We start from the raw sequence: 14746 nt of genomic DNA, 5'->3' as shown, positions 1-14746 counted from the left end.
CACGGTTCGCGAACCAGCAAGACGAGCCGGATCACATCACGTCAAACGGTATGGCTATCAGTCGAGATCGTCGTGACGCATGAGCTGACGGGCCGCCTCGGTGACCGATCCGGTGAGCGACGGATACACCGAGAAGGTCTGCGCCAGATCGTTCACGGTCAGATTGTTCTGCACCGCAAGGGCGATGGGCAGGATCAGCTCGGAGGCGATGGGCGCCACCACGACTCCGCCGACCACCACGCCGGTGGCGGGACGGCAGAAGATCTTCACGAAGCCGCGGCGCAGGCCCGACATCTTGGCCCGCGGATTGGTGTTCAGCGGCAGCATGACCGTGCGCGCCGGGACCTCGCCATTGTCGATGGCGGTCTGGCTGACGCCGACGGTCGCGATCTCCGGGCGCGTGAACACGGCGGAGGCAACGGTTTTCAGGCGAATCGGCTGCACGCCCTGGCCCAGCGCGTGATACATGGCGATGCGGCCCTGCATGGCGGCCACGGAGGCCAGCGGCAGCAGTCCGGTGCAGTCGCCCGCCGCGTAGACGCCGGGCGCGGTGGTGCGCGAGACGCGGTCCACGCGCAGGTAGCCGCCCTTGTCGAGTTCGATGCCCAGCCGCTCCAGGCCCAGCTTGTCGGTATTGGGAATCGAGCCCACGGTCATGAGCGCATGCGTGCCCGTCACGTTGCGGCCGTCGGACAGCTTCACCACGATGCCGTCGGCGGTGCGCTCCACCGCATCGGCGCGCGCGTGCTTGACCAGTTCCACGCCGCGTTCGGCGAGGGCTTCCTCGAGCACCAGCGCGGCGTCGGCGTCCTCGCCCGGCAGCACGCGATCGCGGCTCGAGACGAGCTTCACCTTCACGCCCATCTCGGTATAGGCGGAGACGAATTCGGCGCCGGTCACACCGGAACCGACCACCACCAGGGTCTCGGGCAGTTCCTTGAGGTCGTAGAGCTGACGCCAGTTGAGAATGCGATCGCCGTCCGGCTCCGCGCCGGGCAGCACGCGCGGGCTGGCGCCGGTGGCGATGAGCACCACCTCGGCCTCGATCAACCGCTGCTGTCCGTCGGCGAGCGTCGCCTTCACCAGGTGCGTGGCCAAACCGGGCGCCTGGTCGATGAGCTCGCCGTACCCGGCCAGCACCTCGACGCCCGCCTGCTGCAGCTTCACCTTGATATCCGAGGACTGCGCCTGCGCGAGCGCCTTCACACGCGAGTTCACCTCGGCCAGGCGCACCTGCGCCTGGGACGGATGCACGGTGATGCCCAGGTCCCGGGCTCGCCGCAGATCCGTACGCACGCCCGTGGAGGCGATGAATGTCTTCGACGGCACGCAATCCCACAGCACGCACGCGCCGCCGATGCCGTCACTGTCGATCAGCGTGACCGGTGCGCCGTGCTGCGCCGCAACCAGCGCCGCCTCGTATCCGGCGGGGCCGCCACCGATGATCGCAATGCGGGTCATTGTCCCTCCGCTTCTGCCTGGACACCCGGGATCTCCGGTGCCCGCTATTACGTTATCGGGCGGCGTCCGTGCAGCTACGACCGCATGCGTAGCCTGCTTCGTCACAATTCTCGTCCTTCGCGAGTGAGCCTCGGGTCACACCGAATCCGGCACTCCGGACCAATGAGACGGTGCGAACCGCCCGGAGATCGGGTTCAGGGATGGTTGTCCGGGATTGTTCGATAGGCTCTTACAGTGCCGATTTACGCCGCCTACGGGTCCAACATGGATCCCGAGCAGATGCTCAAGCGCTGTCCGCACTCCCCCGTGTACGGAACCGGCTGGCTGGAAGGTTGGCGTCTGACCTTCGCCGGAGACGACATCGGCTGGGAGGGACCGCTCGCCACGGTGGTCGAGGAGCCTGGCTCACGCGTGTTCGTCGTCCTGTACGACGTGCCCGACAATGACGAGGTCAGCCTGGACCGCTGGGAAGGTTCGGACTTCGGCATCCACAAGAAGATCCGGCTGCGCGTGACGCCCAATCAGGGCCCGGCCACCGAGCCGGTGCTCGCCTGGCTCTACGTGCTCGACGCCTACGAGGGCGGCCTGCCCTCGGCCCGCTACCTCGGAGTGATCGCCGACGCCGCCGAAAAGGCCGGTGCGCCAAGCGACTACGTCCACGCGCTACGCACCCGCAACAGCAAGAACGTGGGCCCCGGAACCTTCGGCCTCTGACAGACGAACGAAAGGCGGGCCGCACCACAGGGTGCGGCCCGCCTTTTCACTGCTCGCTAGGCGTTGAGCACGATGCTCGTCATGATCTGCACGCCGACGGCGAGGGCGCGCTCGTCGATGTCGAAGGTCGGCTGGTGCAGGTCGAGTTGCTCGCCCTTGCCGGACCAGACGCCGAGGCGGGCCATGGCGCCGGGGACCTCTTCCAGATACCAGGAGAAGTCTTCGCCGCCACCGGATTGCTGGGTGTCGGCGAGGGCGTCGGGTCCGATTTCGCGAATGGCGTCCTCGAACATGCGCACGGCCAGTTCGTCGTTCACCACCGGCGGCACGCCGCGCTTGTAGTTGAGCTGGTAGCGCACGCCGGTCGGGGCGAGCAGGCCCTCCACGATCTCGCGGACCATGGGCTCGAGCAGCGACCAGGTGGCGTGATCGCCGGTGCGGACGGTACCGGTGAGCATGCCGGTCTGCGGAATGGCATTGGGCGCCTTGCCCGCCGACACCGCGCCCCACACCATGACGGTGCTGGTGCGCGGATCGATCCGGCGGCTCAGCAGGCCGGGCAGGCCGGTGATGACGGTGCCGATGGCGTACACCAGATCACTGGTCAGATGCGGGCGCGAGGTGTGCCCGCCCGGGGAGTCCAGCACGAGTTCGACGGTATCGGCGGCGGAGGTGATGGCGCCGACTCTGATGCCGACGCGGCCGACCTCGAGTCTGGGATCGCAGTGCAGCGCGAACATGCGGGACACGTCTTCCATGGCGCCCGCGGCGACCATGTCGATGGCGCCGCCGGGCATGACCTCCTCGGCGTGCTGGAAGACCAGGCGAACACCGACCGGCAGGTCCGGGACCTCGGCGAGGGCGAGCGCGGTACCGAGCAGGATGGTGGTGTGCGCATCATGCCCGCAGGCGTGCGACACGCCCGGCACGGTCGAGGCGAAGGGCAGGCCGGTGTACTCCTGCAGCGGCAGCGCGTCCATATCCGCGCGCAGGCCGATGCGCGGGCCGTCGGAGGGGCCGATATCGCAGATGAGCCCGGTGCCGCTCGGTAGTTTGCGCGGCTCCAGACCAGCCTTGATCAGCCAGGATTCCACGAACTCGGTGGTACCGAACTCGGTGCGGGACAGTTCCGGATTGGCGTGGATGTGCCGCCGCCAGGACACCAGGTCGTCGGCATGCTCGTCCAGCCACGCGTCCACCACGTCTCGACCGCTCACCATATCCATGTCAACACCCACCGTGCCCATTTCAAAGCCCATATCGACCCCCACCGAGCTGCCGTTCACGCCGCTCGCGGCCGCGGGCGCCACGCAGGCGCCCGCCGCCGTGTGACCCGTAGCTCGCGCCGCGGACCGGCCGGTTGTGCTCACCGAATGTCCTCCTGTCGCTGAAACTGCCGTTGACTGACTCGTTCCGACAACCTGTCCCTGTGCAATTGATCGCCTGCAAGTTGTATCGCGGTGCGGGCCAAAGCCGTAGCACCATCGATGACAGCCACATCGGCGGAGGTGTTCACGGCCGCGGCCGCGAACGCGGGCTGGTGGGTCACCGCGCCCCCGGCATCGATCCCGATGATCGGGTGAATGCCTGGAATGACATTGGTGACATTGCCCATATCGGTGCTGCCCAGCGGCCGTTGCGCCTCGAGTTCCGGGGCAATGGGCTCGCGTCCGAGTTCGATGATCTGCTCGCGATAGGCACACAGTAGTGCGCTGTCGGGAGTGAGCTCGGTATATGTCGGCGCGAGCTTCCGGATTTCATGTGTGCATCCGGTCGCCAGGGCACCTGCCTCGAAACAGGCCGATGCGCGTCGCATCAGATCTTCGAGGTCCGCGGAGTTCACTGCTCGTAGGTAATACAGCAGTTCCGCGTGTCCGGGCACGATATTGGGGGCCACGCCGCCCGACCCGACTATACCGTGCAGTTGCTGTCCAGGAAGTAGATGTTGACGGAGCAAACCTAGAGCAACTTGAGCGACCGTGAGCGCATCCAGAGCATTTCGCCCGTATTCGGGCGCGGCGCTGGCATGGGATTCACGGCCGTGAAAAACAACGGACAAATCAGCCAGGGCGAGGGAATGCGCACCGGCGATATCCTCCGGGCCCGGATGAATCATCATGGCCATGGCGCAATCGTCGAAAACGCCGCGCTCCAGCATGAGGACCTTGCCGCCGCCGCTCTCCTCGGCGGGCGTGCCCAGCAGTTTCACCGTGATACCGCAGGCATCGGCCACCGCGGCCAGGCCCAGCGCCGCGCCGACCGCCGAGGCGGCGATGATGTTGTGCCCGCAGGCGTGGCCGATTTCCGGCAGCGCGTCGTATTCGGCGCAGATGCCCACGACAAGATCACCGTGTCCGTATTCGGCGGTGAAGGCGGTCGGCAGATCGGCGACGCCCTTGTCGATGTGGAAGCCGTGTTCGCGCAGCGGCTCCATGGTCTTCTCGACGCTGCGGAATTCCTCGAAGGCGAGTTCGGGCTCGGCGTGAATCGAATGCGAGAGCGCGATCAGCCGGTCGCGGGCGGCGGCGATGGCGGAATCGGCGTCGGTGAACACGGACCGGTCATCGCCGCTGCGCGATGGTGGCATGGCACACAGTCTTGCATTGTGAGCGCGCGGTGTCGCAGCGGGCGAGCCGGAAATCTCACGGCATGGCGCGCTCTCACCGAAGGATTAGGGGCTCCGGGGGTGTTCCCCCGGAGCCCCGTCGGGTTCTCGCTCAGGCGGCCTTCGCGTTCTCGATCACGAGGGGCTGAAGCCCAGGTTCTCCGGGGTGGTCTCCACGGCCAGGCCCGCGAGCGCCTTCTGGTGCAGCGCCTTCTTGATCTGCTGCAGGTTGGGCTTGCGGTTGCCCTTGAGCACATCGGCCTGCGCGACGGCGGCGGCGAGCAACGCCTCGGCATCCGCCTTGCCGTCCACAATGCCCTTGGCGATGGCGTCATCGGCGGCGTAGCGGCGACCGGTGGTCATGGCCTCCACGCACACCTGATTGGTGAGCCGCTCGGTCAGCAGCGCGTTCATGGCGACCGTGGACGGCATGCCCAGATGCACCTCGGGCAGGCACCAGAAGCCGCGATCGGCGCGCATGAGCCGGAAGTCGCACGAGGTCGCCAGCATGGCGCCCGCCCCGAACGCATGCCCGTTCACCGCGGCGACGGTCGGCATGGAGAAGGCCAGCAGCCGCGAGTACAGCGAGTGCACCCGATCCAGGTAACAGCAGTTCTTGTCGAAATTGCCGAACAGCCAATCGGTATCGAGCCCATTGGAGAAGAACTTGCCGTTGGCCGTGACCACCAGCGCGGCGGGCCCCTCGGAAGCCTCCGCCTCGTCGAGTAGCGCATGGACTTCGGTGATCCAGTCCGGGTGGAAGCGGTTCTCACTGTCGATGTTCTGGCCCTCGGTCCCGAGGTTCAGGACGAACACGTCCCCATCACGCTTCAAATACGGCATGTGTGCAGGGTAATAGCCCCGCGCGGGCTTGCTACTCGCGGGTAGCCACCCATTCGGCGAGGACGCCGACACCGACCGCGACCAACGCGATTCCGGGCGAAATCACGGCAAATGGGGCACGTCACAGTTGCGCAACTGCGCGGGAGATCGGCGGGGACTAGGGTGGGCGACATGCAAGCCGAGCAGGCCGCGAAGACGATCGCCGAACGAACTGGAGTGCCGGGCCACCGGGTCGCGGTGGTGCTCGGCTCCGGATGGCAGGAGGCGGCCGCCGAAATCGGCGATCCCACCACCTCGATTCCCATGGGCGAGGTCCCGGGCTTCGGATCGCCCACCGCCCAAGGCCATCAGGGCACCATCCATTCGGTTCCCGTCAACGACGAGCACGTCCTGCTCCTCATGGGCCGCCAGCACCTCTACGAGGGCCGCACCCCCGACCAGGTCGTGCACAATGTGCGCACCGCCATTGCCGCGGGCGCACAGACGATCCTGCTGACGAATGCCGCGGGCGGCATCCGCGACGGCCTGACCGTCGGCGATCCGGTCCTCATCAGCGACCACATCAACTTCACCGGCCGCACCCCGATCACGGGCGCCGACTTCGCCGACTTCGTCGACCTGGTCGACGCCTGGGACCCCGAACTCCGCGCCATCGCAAAGGAAATCGATCCGAGCCTCACCGAGGGCGTCTACGCGGGCCTCACCGGCCCCCAATACGAAACCCCCGCCGAAATCCGCATGCTCCGCACCCTCGGCGCCGACCTCGTAGGGATGTCCACGGTCCTCGAAGCCATCGCCTGCCGCGAAGGCGGAGCCAAGGTCCTCGGCATCTCCCTGGTCACCAACCTGGCCGCAGGCGTCACCGGCGCCCACCTCTCCCACGCCGAAGTCCTCGCCGAAGGCCACGCCGCCGCACCGCGTCTGGGCAAGCTGCTGCGCGGGATCCTCGAACGCGTGTAAGCCGATTCGCGCGACGGTCAGTCCTCGGTCCACGCGCCACATCCGATGCATGCTGCACCGCCCAGGGACCCCAGCCCCGAAAACAGCAGGAACCAAACCTGCCACACGGCACTGATCACCGTCGGCCACCCCCACGGCAGTACCGTGAACCGGACCTCGACCGTGCTGCCGGGTTGAATACTTCCGCTGTCGAAGGTGATCCTGCGCCGCTCACCTGAATCGTCGGAGTAGTAGCCCTCCACCATCCGACCTTCACCGAGCGGATACGCGCGCTCGATGCTGACGGTGGCGGACCGGCCCTCGCCCAGCACGTACCCGATGCCGTTCACGAGCTGCACGACACCGAATCCCACGCAGAGCAGCGTCATGCCGCCGTACAGCAGGGTCGTGAACAGGTGTCGCGCGACATGCGATCGCTTGGCTCCCACAATCGGTCACGCTAAGGACACCCGGCACCGTCGTCATCGACATTCGCTTCGGCCCGAACTCTCCGATCCGGCTATCGCACCACCGATGCGGGGCGCGGATCATCGTCGAGGGTGGCGTAATCGTGCCGTGGTGGCGTGGTCTGCTCCGGGTTCGGGGGTGGGGCGGCATGATCGGGGGCGACACGCCGGAACTAAGACGAGGAGGCGCGCATGCTGCGGTTCGGGACGGCCGGGTTGCGGGGTCCGTTGCAGGACGGGCCGGACGGCATGAATGTGGAGACGGTGACGCGGGCCAGCGCCGGGGTGGCCGAGTGGCTGCGGGGGCGATGCTTGGGTGGGGGGCTGGTGGTTGTCGGGCGGGATGCTCGGCACGGGTCGGCGGACTTCGCTGCGGCTGCGGCGGAAGTGTTTGCCGCGGCTGGGTTTTCGGTGCTGGCGTTGCCGCGACCACTGCCTACTCCGGTGGTGGCCTATGCCGTGCGGGAATTGGGGGCGGTCGCCGGAGTGCAGATCACCGCATCGCACAATCCCGCCACCGACAACGGATACAAGCTGTATCTCGACGGCGGGTCGCAGCTGGTGCCGCGCGCCGACGCCGAGATCGAGCGCTGCATCGAGGCGGTGCCGGAGCCGATCCCGCGCGCCGACCCGGCGACCGCCGCACCCGCCGTGGCGGCGAGTGACACCGACGCGCTCGGCGAGGAATTGGTGCGGCGGTATCTGGCGCGGGTTTCGGCGCTGCCCAGCATGATCGGCGGGCCGGGGCCGCGGGCCGCGATTCGGATCGCGTTGACGGCCATGCACGGGGTGGGCGGGGAACTCGCGGTGAGCGCGCTGCGAGATGCCGGGTTCACCGATGTGCATGTGGTGGCCGAGCAGTTCGCACCGGATCCGGATTTTCCGACGGTGGCATTTCCGAATCCGGAGGAGCCGGGCGCTTCGGATCTGTTGCTGGCATTGGCCGAGCGGGTGGAGGCGGATATTGCCATTGCGCTGGATCCGGATGCGGATCGGTGTGCGGTGGGGGTGCCAGGGGCGGATGGGTGGCGGATGCTGCGCGGGGATGAGACCGGGGTGCTGCTGGGCGATTTCGTCTTGCGGACGGCTGCGGCGGACTCGCTGGTGGCTACGACGATCGTGTCGTCGCGGTTGTTGAGCAGGCTGGCTCCGGCGCGGGGGGCGCGGTACGCGGAGACGCTCACCGGGTTCAAGTGGCTGGCGCGGGCGGGTGACGGGCTGGTTTACGCCTATGAGGAAGCCATCGGGCACTGTGTGGATCCGTCGGCCGTGCGGGACAAGGATGGGATCTCCGCCGCGGTGCTGGCGGCCGATCTCGTGGCGCAACTGAAGGCGGCGGGGCGCACGCTGTTCGATGTGCTCGACGATTATGCCGTCGAGTTCGGTGTGCATGCGGGGGATCAGGTTTCGCTGCGGCTGGCCGATGCCGAGGAGGCCGCCGCGGTGGTGGCGCGGTTGCGGGAGATGCCGCCCGGCGAGATCGCGGGCCATCCGGTCACCTGCACCGATATGGCGCAGGTGCGGGGGCCGATGCGGACCGATGCGCTCGTGTTCGAAGGCGAGTCGTTGCGCATGGTGGTGCGGCCGTCCGGGACCGAGCCGAAGCTCAAGTGCTATCTGGAGGCATTCGAACCGGTCGCTTCGCGTGCGGCATTAGCCCACGCGAAAGCGTCCACCGCCCTTACCCTCTCAAATATCAGGGAGTTCTGCGAGAAGCTGTGAGGTGGCCGTGAGCGAACAGCACTGCACGCACTGCGGAGGCTTCGACCTCGAACAGGGGTTCCTCGACGATGCGGGCGATTCCGCACCCGGCTACACCCGCTGGATTCCCGGCCCCTTGGAGCTGGAGCCGTTCGGTGGTGCGAAGCGGATAGGTAAGCGCCGCTTCGCCGTTCACGCCCACCGCTGCCGGTCCTGCTCACATCTGGAGCTGTTCGCGCCGCGGAAATAGCCACCCGGCGGGTTTCGGCCGGACCGATGAGGCCTTGCCGCCCGGTCCGGCCGGGGCTAGCGTGTCCAGAGCTAGTCAGCCCCCGAAAGGAATGCCCGCACATGCGTAAAACCCTGTGGCTCACCGGATTCGGCCTCGCCGCCACGGCGTTGCTGAGCACGGCGGGTCCGGCCGCGGCCGCCGCGTCCGTCATGGAACACGACGGCCCGTACCAGGTGAACACGGAAATCTCGGCGGGCTACTACACCACCCACACCGCCGCCCCCGGCTGCGAGTGGGCGCGCTTCACCGCCGGTGGCGACATCATCGAGCAGGGCAAGGGCGGCAATGGCACGGTGACCGTGCGCATTCCCGCCACCGATGCGGTGTTCTCCACCAGCGGCTGCGGCACCTGGACGATCGAGGGCGACCAGCGCCAGCCGACCGGACCGAGCACCGGCTCGTTCGGATCGTCCTAGCGGTCTCGTTCGGACCGGATGGCCTCAGCGCGGTCCGAATTGGCGATCCCCGGCATCACCCAGGCCGGGGACGATGAAGGCGTCGGAGTTGAGGCCGCGGTCGACGGATGCGGTCACCAGGCGCACCGGATGCCCGGACTTCTCCAGCGCCGCAATGCCTTCCGGCGCCGCGACCACACAGATGACAATGATGTCGCGGGCATGCCGGGTGGCCAGCAGATCCAGGGTGTAGACCATGGAGCCGCCGGTGGCGAGCATGGGGTCCAGCACGATGACGGGGGTGTCGGCGAGGTCCTCGGGCAGTGACTCCATGTACGGGGTCGGCTCGTGCGTCTCCTCGTCGCGGGCCAGGCCGACGAAGCCGATGCGCGCATCGGGAATGAGATTCTCGGCGGTCTCCACCATGCCGAGCCCGGCGCGCAGCACCGAAACCAGCAGCGGCGGCTTGGCCAGCCGGGTGCCCTCGGCGGCGGCGACCGGCGTCGCGATGGGGAAGGTGGCGGTCGGTGCGTCCCGCATGGCCTCGTAGACCAGCAGCCCGGTGAGGTCGCGCAGCGCCGCCCGGAATGTCGGGTTTGTGGTACGCGCATCTCTCATGGTGGTCAGCAAAGCGGCAGCGAGCGGGTGGTCCACGATGTCAGTGCGCATAGGAAAACGATAGGTCAGCCAGGCAAATTGAGGTCCGGGCCGGTCGGATTTCCTCACCCCGGAACCATTCCCGCCCCGTCGCGCGTCCAATCCCGTATCGGACGTAACCACCCAGCGACCGGCCACAACGGGGGCTTCCATGCACCACCTCACCATCCATCCCGCCGACCTCACCGCCTACGCGGCCACCGCCGCCCACATGGCCGCCGACCTCACCCTGGCCACCACCCGAGCCGCCACCGCCACCCCCGCCCTACTCACCCCCGCCCTCGGCCTCATAGCCGCCGACTTCGTCACCACCTACACCGCCGCCCACACCGCCCACCTGACAACCTTGACCGCCCTCACAACGGTCCTCGCCACTCTCGGCACGGCCACCACCGGCGCGGCCACCTCCTACGAGACGACCGACACGACCTACGCCACCGCCCTGCACGCACCGAGCGCGGAGGTGATCGCGTGAGCACCGCTTCCCACTCGCGCGACCAAGCTGTGGCACACCGCTCGACACACCGATGCCCACCGCCCGCCGGTCACTCTCCCGACCGGTGCGCGCGTTCGCACCTGATATTCGGATCACGCGGCGGCGGGCCACCTGCACGCGGGGTCGTATCGGCGGCGGCATCGCGCGATGCCTGTTGCGGTCGCTGGGCTCCGGCGGGCGGGCCGGGTGAACCCACCGTCGCCCGGTTCGGGCGCGCGGTTGGTGCGGCCCGGGCGGGGTGGAGATCGGCGAGGAAGGAGGTGGGCGGGGATGAGCGGCGGGCTGGATGTCGCGGCGTTGGCGGGGCCGATTATCGAGCTGCTCGCCAGCTTCGGGCCGGGCGGGGCCGACCGGGCTGTGGGGGATGCGTTGCGCGCGGCCTCGGCAGTCGTGGAGGGGGTGCAGGCGGTGGGGCGCGGTGAGATCGATCAGATGTACGACGCGTGGCGGGGGCCCGCCGGGGATGCGGCGATGGACAAGGCGATGCAGGTGCAGACCGCGGCGGCGACCGTGTCGGATCGGGGGAATGCCATGGCGGAGATCGTGGATCGGGCGTCCGGGGAAGTCGCGGCGGGGCAGCGGGAGGTGGCGGAGATCCTGCACTCATTCGTGTCGCGGGTCCAGGCGGTGGGGACGGCCGGGTTGACCCCGGCCGGGATCGCGGTGCTCGTCGGTGCGGCGCTCGAGCACATCGGGCAGGCGCTGCGGGTGGTGGAGCGGGTACGCGTGGAGTTGGAAGCGGATACGGCGGCGATGAGCGAGTTGATCGAGCCGCCGCCGATACCACCGCCCGCCGGAGTGCCGGATCCCGGCGCAGGCGGGGCGACCGTCGTTCCGGCTGGGGCCGGTTCGGTCGGCGTGCCGCAGATCGGCGCGGTCGGCGGGGCGCAGTTCGGGTCGGCGGCATTGTCCACGGGCAGACAGCTGCTGGATACCGGGACTGCGCTGGCGAGCGATGTGCTGACGGTTCCGGCGGCGGTGGGTGACCCGCCGCGAAGCATCGAGAGCGGGGCCGAGACGTGGTCGGCGGGGGCCGGGGTGCTGGTGACGCTGCCGGATGGCAGTAGCGTGGGGGCGCCGAACCAGCAGGCTGCCGATGCGGTTCGGAATGCGCTCGGCGCGGTGGGCACGCCGTATGTGTGGGGCGGGAACACGCCGGGTGTGGGGCTCGATTGCAGCGGGTTGACACAGTGGGCGTACGCCGAGGCCGGGGTTTCGCTGCCGGGGCTGGCGCAGGAACAGGGTGATGGGCATCAGCGGGTCGATCCAGGGGACTTGATGCCCGGTGACCTCGTGGTGTGGGACGGGCACGTGGCCATGGTCATCGGGAACGGTCAGCTGGTGGAGGCGGGCGATCCCGTCCAGGTCGGACCGATACGAACGGAGAACGCCGGTATGCGATTCCTCGGGTTCTACAGGCCCACGGCATGAGCGCGCCGCAGGTCCCGAATGTCACGGTGGCCGCGAGCGGCAATCGCGCGGGCACCATCACGGTGCGCGCCACCGATCAGGGCATGCCGGTGGAGATCCGGTTCGAGCGCGGCGAATACCGCTACGGCGCACAGGCTCTCGCGGACGAGATCCTGCGCCTGACCAAGCGCTCGGCCATTGCCGCCAAGTCCCGGCGGCGGGAACTGCTGGCCGAGGCCGGGGTGCCCGAGGACGTGCTCGACCGGCTCGGCCTGCCCACCCGCCAGGCCGCCGTGGACGAGCTGGATCGCCTCGACGACGCCGACACCGGGCCCACGAGCTGGACGGGCCGCGCGTGAGCAACCACCCGAACCGGAGGGACACGGTATGAGCGCGGAAATGGACGCGCTGGTCAAGGGCATCGGCGACCAGCTCGAAGCCCTAGAAACGGCACTGCACGGCCTGCGCCACGTGCGCGGCCGGTTCACCAGCGAGGACCGGTCGGTCACCGCCGAGGTCGATGGCGAGGGCGCGCTGACCGGCCTGTGGCTGGCCGAATCGGTGACCTCGCAACCGCCCGCCGAGGTGTCGAAATTGATCCTCTGGGCGTGCCGGGAAGCGGCCGCGGCAGCCACCGCACAGCGCTCGGAAATCGTTGCCCGATTGAATGAGTCCCTCGTGGCGGGAAATGTTGGGGGCGGCCCGGATAGTGCCTGAGGTGACCACTAGATAGGCTTCCGGTCATGGCTTCTGGAGACATCGTACCGATCGCGCTCGGCCTGACCAAAGGCGATCTCGTCACCCTGTGGGCACCGCGCTGGCGAGACGGTGACGATGAGTGGCAGGCATTCCTCGGTCACGAGGAAGACCTCTACGGTTTCGAGTCGGTCGCGGAGCTGGCGGCGTTCATTCGCACCAACTCCGACAACGATCTCGTCGACCATCCGGCCTGGAAGATAATCGCAGGTCTGTCCGCCGCCGAACTGGAGCCGGAGGAGCAGTTCGTCTTCGATCTGGTCGGCGTTCCGGAGCTGGCGGCCGACGATCCGGATCCGGAGATCGTGTCCGAGCTCGAGGAGACCCTCGATATCGTCCGCAATATCGGCGATGTCTGCGAGCTCGACACCGTCACCAAGTTCTTCGGCTCGCACCCGGTGGTGGGCGCCCTCGCGGGCGGCGTGAGCACCTTCTTCGGCAAGGAAGGCGAAGAGCTCTGGGATCAGATCGGCGCGGCCATCAGCAAGGACTGGGACGCGGTCCTGGACGCCATCGACACGGTGGTGAGCATCCCGGACGTGGACGCCGACGCGGTGGCGGTCGCCGAGGCGGAACTGCTTGCGGCCGAGGAGAACATCGTCGACGCCGAGGACGCCGCCGACAGCGATGAGGAGAACGAGTTCGAGACCGTCGACCTCAACGAGGACGACGAGGAGGAGGACGAGGATCTCTCCTTCTGGCACGAGGTCGGCATCGACCCGGTCCAGATCATCAGCTCCGACGGTACCTTATTCACCCTGCGCTGCTATGTCGACGACGACCCGATCTTCCTCGGCGCCGACGGCGTCATCACGGTCTTCCCGTCCGAGCGCGCCCTGGCCCGCTATCTGGCCGACGACCACGATCACGACCTGGCCCATGTCAGCACCTACGGCGAGGTCCAGACCGCCGCCGTGGACGGCTCCCTGGTGGTCGAGGTCGACGAGGAGAACGTCTACGTCCTGCCCGGCATTGCCGACGATCTCGCCGCCGGACCCCAGTCCGTCGATACCGACCAGCTCGACCTCGCCGTCGAATTGTTCACCGACGCAGCCGATTACGCCGACGACGACGCGGTGGAAACCGCCCTCGCCGTCTCCACCCCGCTGGGCTGGTACGTCTCCTACCTGCTGAACCCGGACCCGACCCGCATGGCCCCGAACCCCCCGTTCAATGCCGAGGCCGAGCAGTGGCGCGCCCTCGAGGTCGCCTTCGAAGGCCACCTCCGCAAGGCCTGACACACCCGAACACGACGTGGGCCGCACCTGTAATCAGGTGCAGCCCAAGTCATTTCAACACCGGTGTCAGGACGCCCCGAGCCTGATCCACACCTGTTCGGACCGGCACAACAACCGCCCGTCGGCCCCGTAGACCGCGGTCGCGGTCAACCCCTTGCGCCCCTGCTCCCCCCGCAGCTGCCCGACCACGACGCACTGCTCACCGGCCGCCGGACGATCCAGCACGGTACCCGTCATGGACCCGAGAACCGCTGGGCTAGAGAACATTTCAGGCAGCGACCACCCGCCCGGACAGTCCATGGCGGCCCACAGCAGCGGCGCGCCGATGGGCACCGTGCCATCCGGCGTCCACGGCGCGGCCACCATGCCCTCGCCCACCGCCCCGGCTTCGATCGCCAGCCCGTCCTCCCGCTGCGTCCCGCACACGAAGCAGTGCCCGAACAACTCGTTGCCCTGGTATTCACTGCGCGCAGCAGCGGCCTCCGCGTACGACACCGCCGGTGGCGCATCCGCGTCGAACTCCCCCACAGCGGAATCCACCAACAGGTTCTCCCCGTCGTAGAGCCGCCCCTCCGCAACCCGCAACGGCACCTCGAGCGGCGGCGGCCCCCGCAGAATCACCTTCACCACAGGCTCGTCCCGCTGCTCGGCCAGCAATCCCGCCACATAGCCGCCATTGCCGGAGCCCGGCGGGCCATTGAATCTGGCGGGAATCTCCAACGTCCTCATACTTCGCTACGGTAATGACCCGAACCGGTGCTTCACACCCCTT

Annotated in this window: 17 protein-coding genes; 10 read left to right on the top strand and 7 right to left on the bottom strand. The window is 68.3% G+C overall.

Features of this window, described 5'->3' with window-relative positions; translation table 11 throughout:
* Positions 1 to 57: 57 nt before the first annotated feature.
* Positions 58 to 1461, bottom strand: coding sequence for an NAD(P)H-quinone dehydrogenase (locus NC4_RS28015; protein ID WP_067544105.1), 1404 nt, complete (start codon positions 1459 to 1461; stop codon positions 58 to 60).
* A gap of 234 nt (positions 1462 to 1695) precedes the next feature.
* Here NC4_RS28015 and NC4_RS28010 point away from each other — a divergent pair, with 234 nt between their 5' ends.
* Positions 1696 to 2175: a gamma-glutamylcyclotransferase family protein gene (locus tag NC4_RS28010; protein WP_067544103.1), complete on the top strand. Its 480-nt coding sequence runs from the start codon at positions 1696 to 1698 to the stop codon at positions 2173 to 2175.
* Positions 2176 to 2231: 56 nt separating this feature from the next.
* Here the strand turns inward: NC4_RS28010 and NC4_RS28005 are convergent, their stop codons facing one another.
* From NC4_RS28005 to NC4_RS27995, 3 genes are all read right to left on the bottom strand, one after another.
* A complete protein-coding gene (locus tag NC4_RS28005; RefSeq protein ID WP_067544250.1) occupies positions 2232 to 3395 on the bottom strand; it encodes a M20 family metallopeptidase in 1164 nt (387 codons plus the stop codon).
* A gap of 146 nt (positions 3396 to 3541) precedes the next feature.
* Complete coding sequence (locus NC4_RS28000) at positions 3542 to 4729, bottom strand: M20 family metallopeptidase (protein WP_067544101.1); 1188 nt, start codon at positions 4727 to 4729, stop codon at positions 3542 to 3544.
* Between the two features lie 186 nt (positions 4730 to 4915).
* Positions 4916 to 5623, bottom strand: a complete 708-nt coding sequence (locus tag NC4_RS27995) for an enoyl-CoA hydratase/isomerase family protein (protein WP_067544099.1) — start codon at positions 5621 to 5623, stop codon at positions 4916 to 4918.
* A gap of 111 nt (positions 5624 to 5734) precedes the next feature.
* Here NC4_RS27995 and NC4_RS27990 point away from each other — a divergent pair, with 111 nt between their 5' ends.
* Positions 5735 to 6583: a purine-nucleoside phosphorylase gene (locus NC4_RS27990; RefSeq protein WP_439957562.1), complete on the top strand. Its 849-nt coding sequence runs from the start codon at positions 5735 to 5737 to the stop codon at positions 6581 to 6583.
* A 17-nt stretch (positions 6584 to 6600) separates the two neighbouring features.
* Here the strand turns inward: NC4_RS27990 and NC4_RS27985 are convergent, their stop codons facing one another.
* Positions 6601 to 7011, bottom strand: a complete 411-nt coding sequence (locus tag NC4_RS27985) for a hypothetical protein (RefSeq protein ID WP_067544097.1) — start codon at positions 7009 to 7011, stop codon at positions 6601 to 6603.
* Positions 7012 to 7221: 210 nt separating this feature from the next.
* On the opposite strand from NC4_RS27985, the gene NC4_RS27980 reads away from it, so the two are divergent.
* From NC4_RS27980 to NC4_RS27970, 3 genes are all read left to right on the top strand, one after another.
* Positions 7222 to 8751 carry a phospho-sugar mutase gene (locus NC4_RS27980; protein ID WP_084529843.1) on the top strand — a complete coding sequence of 510 codons (1530 nt, stop codon included), beginning with the start codon at positions 7222 to 7224 and terminating at the stop codon, positions 8749 to 8751.
* 7 nt (positions 8752 to 8758) lie between these two features.
* Complete coding sequence (locus tag NC4_RS27975; protein WP_067544246.1) at positions 8759 to 8980, top strand: hypothetical protein; 222 nt, start codon at positions 8759 to 8761, stop codon at positions 8978 to 8980.
* A gap of 101 nt (positions 8981 to 9081) precedes the next feature.
* Positions 9082 to 9438: an Rv1352/Rv1906c domain-containing protein gene (locus tag NC4_RS27970; protein WP_067544093.1), complete on the top strand. Its 357-nt coding sequence runs from the start codon at positions 9082 to 9084 to the stop codon at positions 9436 to 9438.
* A 24-nt stretch (positions 9439 to 9462) separates the two neighbouring features.
* On the opposite strand, the gene upp is transcribed toward NC4_RS27970, so the two are convergent.
* A complete protein-coding gene (gene upp / locus NC4_RS27965; protein WP_067544091.1) occupies positions 9463 to 10086 on the bottom strand; it encodes a uracil phosphoribosyltransferase in 624 nt (207 codons plus the stop codon).
* 139 nt (positions 10087 to 10225) lie between these two features.
* Here upp and NC4_RS27960 point away from each other — a divergent pair, with 139 nt between their 5' ends.
* The 5 genes from NC4_RS27960 (at position 10226) to NC4_RS27940 (ending at position 13974) form a co-directional block, all read left to right on the top strand.
* Positions 10226 to 10549, top strand: coding sequence for a DUF2563 family protein (locus tag NC4_RS27960; protein ID WP_067544089.1), 324 nt, complete (start codon positions 10226 to 10228; stop codon positions 10547 to 10549).
* Between the two features lie 291 nt (positions 10550 to 10840).
* Positions 10841 to 12001, top strand: coding sequence for a bifunctional WXG100 family type VII secretion target/C40 family peptidase (locus tag NC4_RS27955; RefSeq protein WP_067544087.1), 1161 nt, complete (start codon positions 10841 to 10843; stop codon positions 11999 to 12001).
* Positions 11998 to 12339, top strand: coding sequence for a hypothetical protein (locus NC4_RS27950; RefSeq protein ID WP_067544085.1), 342 nt, complete (start codon positions 11998 to 12000; stop codon positions 12337 to 12339). The genes NC4_RS27955 and NC4_RS27950 overlap by 4 nt, the downstream gene beginning before the upstream one ends.
* A 40-nt stretch (positions 12340 to 12379) precedes the next feature.
* Positions 12380 to 12697 (top strand): YbaB/EbfC family nucleoid-associated protein, encoded by a 318-nt coding sequence (locus NC4_RS27945; protein ID WP_245721967.1) that lies wholly within the window; start codon positions 12380 to 12382, stop codon positions 12695 to 12697.
* A 26-nt stretch (positions 12698 to 12723) separates the two neighbouring features.
* Complete coding sequence (locus NC4_RS27940) at positions 12724 to 13974, top strand: SatS C-terminal domain-containing protein (protein ID WP_067544081.1); 1251 nt, start codon at positions 12724 to 12726, stop codon at positions 13972 to 13974.
* A 66-nt stretch (positions 13975 to 14040) separates the two neighbouring features.
* Here NC4_RS27940 and NC4_RS27935 read toward each other — a convergent pair whose 3' ends face one another.
* Entirely contained in the window at positions 14041 to 14703 is a 663-nt protein-coding gene (locus NC4_RS27935; RefSeq protein ID WP_067544079.1) for a hypothetical protein, read from the bottom strand.
* Positions 14704 to 14746: the final 43 nt, after the last annotated feature.

Origin of the sequence: Nocardia crassostreae (assembly GCF_001613405.1) — a bacterium.
Classification (GTDB): domain Bacteria; phylum Actinomycetota; class Actinomycetes; order Mycobacteriales; family Mycobacteriaceae; genus Nocardia; species Nocardia crassostreae.
The sequence above is the reverse complement of the archived record's forward strand: the minus strand, read 5'-3'. Positions and strand labels throughout refer to the sequence as shown.